The organism is Candidatus Zixiibacteriota bacterium, from assembly GCA_022865345.1.
GTDB lineage: Bacteria > Zixibacteria > MSB-5A5 > MSB-5A5 > RBG-16-43-9 > RBG-16-43-9.
This window is the reverse complement of the sequence record JALHSU010000111.1, coordinates 1-2712: the sequence shown is the minus strand read 5'-3', so window position 1 is coordinate 2712 and position 2712 is coordinate 1. Positions and strand designations below refer to the sequence as shown.

The window sequence follows — 2712 nt, the reverse complement described above, 5'->3', positions numbered from 1 at the left end:
GGCAGAGGATGATCCGACCGCGGGTTATGATTACTGGGACCTGATCAATCAGAACACCCAGGCGGTGGTATCCGGGATCTATCTTTACAACATAGAATCCAAATCCGGTAACCAGATAGGGAAATTCGTGATTATAAAATAAGGCTAAAAGCAAAAGAAAGAAAAAAAGCCATCTGTCTGGATGGCTTTTTTTTGCCTGCCTGAGGAAAAAATATGTTGCCTTTACTTGGGGGAAGCATATATTTAAAAAGATTGGCTTTTTTTGAAAAAAACATAATCATTTGCAGATTTAATCTTCAAAAAGATCGGAGGAAGCAGATGTATAAAAAAGATAAATTAATTTTGATTAGTATTTTCTTTATATTTCTTAGTAGTCTGATTTTAAGTTTATCTTCAGCTTTAGCCAGAACCAAAAATACAGAGGTCATTTCAGTCCCATCTTTCACACTCCAAAAACCGCAGGCAGGAGAAGCTTGCGTCCAGTTGCGGACCCACCGGGTAGCCAAATATTGTTTCCCGCTGACCAACTGGGGATTCATTGGAAGCCAGGCCAGGAGACAGCAGGAATCCCAAGGAGGCTGTTTTAATCCTAATCCAGCTCAGGACCTGCCCGCACCTTCATTTGAGTACCCTTGCGGTTCAGACCTGGATTATCTTTTCCAGGGAGCTTTGTGGGTAGGTGCAGTAGTTGAGGGAGAGACCCTGGTAAGTGTAGGAGCAGATGGTTGGCTGGGGGTTTACGAGATGTTTCCTGCAACAGAGGATCAGGGAGGCTGCATAAAAGAGAAAAGCATCCGACCTTCCACCCCTAATTGTAATCCTCCAGATACTGCGGGGGCGATTTCAGAACAGGATATTATTGCCACCTATTCAGACACTGCAACTGTAGGCATCAACCCGGATGATTATGACAGGAGGCCACATAAACCGATAGGCATTCAGATCGAGCAGAAGAGTTATAGCTGGAGCTATGATTATGCGGAAGATCTTGCTTTAATAGATTTCACCATAAGGAATATCGGACAGAAAAACGTTAAAAATATCTGGATGGGACTTTATGTCGACGCGGATGTATATCATATATCCAAAGGTGCTCCTGGCAGCTTTGACGACATCACCGGTTATCGATTCACTTACCCATCTCCATTGTGGGGGGACACCATGCAGTATCAGGATACCATCCAGATAGGCTGGATAGCGGATAACGATGGTGATTTGGGCAAAGGGGGAGTGGTAACAGACAAGAGCATCACCGGATTAACCGGCACCAGGGTGGTTAGGGCACCTACTGAAAAAATCTCTTTCAACTGGTGGCTTTCTGAAGGCAATGATCCGGTGAATTTAGACTGGGGGCCTCAGAAGCAGGATAATTGGGATCTCTGGATTAAGAATTATGGAAGCTGGTGTGAGGGGGGAAAGGGAACTCCTTGCGGTGATCGAGCAAAGTATTACACTATGTCGAATGATGAATTCGATTACGACCAGATCTATGCCTGCATAAATAAGAGCGACAGCGGCTGGCTACCTCCTCCGGGTTTCTGCACCGATTTAGCAGATGGATATGATACCAGGTATCTTTTCTCCTTTGGCCCAATCAGTGTTTTGGCTCCAGACGAGTCCAAGAAGATAACTATAAGTTACGTAGCAGCTGAGAATTTTCACTATAAGGTAAATCCGATGGACGTGGACAACCCCTTGACTTATTACCGGAATTTAGATTTCAGCGATTTTGCCACCAATGCTCGCTGGGCTGGCTGGGTATATGATAATCCAGGAGTCGATACCCCTGATCCAGCCACGGGTCAGGGAGACGGCAATAGAGGGAAATGCTTCATAGACCCGGTAGGAGACACTTGTCTCTTCTATTACGAGGGAGATGGTGTGCCCGATTTCAAGGGACCTCCTCCGCCAAATCCACCCAGTTTGGTTTTTGATAATGGTAAGGGGTATATAAAGGTCAAGTGGAATGGGAAATCGACAGAGGAGGGCAGGGATCCCTTTACCGGAGCTCGTGATTTTGAGGGGTACCGGATATATATGAGTGAGACTGGCCAACCCAATGACTGGACTCTTTTGGCTTCTTATGACTATGTGAATTACAAGATGTATAAGCTGAGGCCCAAACTTCCCACCGGTCATATAGTGGAGTGGTTGGATGAGGGGATAAGGCCGTGTGACATAAAAAGGTGTTTTGGTGATATTCCTGGCGATAGTCTTGTGCGCATATTAGGGCGCAACCCGAACTCTTATACCGAGTTTCATCCCTGGGTTTATCCAGGACCCGACACATTAAAGTGCAACTGGTACCAGATTGCTCCTGGGGATAGTTTGTTTTTTGCTCTTCAGGACTGGAATAAGGGTACTCGTGATTTACGAAGTAAGGTAAGTAAAGCATATGCTGATAGCGTGGATCAAGGTTGCATACCGCTTACTGAGATCAGGGATGATTATTATGAGTGTGAGTTTATGCAGGAGGGATTGCTTCCCAGTTTTCCAGTGTGGATAGCGGTGACAGCTTTTGATTTTGGCAATGCCAGGACCAACCTGGGAGGGTTAGAGGCATCCAAAGGAATCAATGCCAAGCAGGTATTTCCGTTAGATTCACCGGCGAAGGCACAGGCATTAGGGGAGAAAGTGGTGGTGGTACCGAATCCCTATAAGATCTCTGAGAATTATCAGAATCCGCAGGGACTGGAGAGCGGGTCAGGGCAG

Annotated in this window: 1 protein-coding gene; it reads left to right on the top strand. The window is 46.0% G+C overall.

The window, feature by feature from the left end:
* Nucleotides 1-318: 318 nt before the first annotated feature.
* On the top strand, nt 319-2712 hold a 2394-nt coding region (locus MUP17_04825; protein MCJ7458294.1), incomplete at its 3' end, for a hypothetical protein.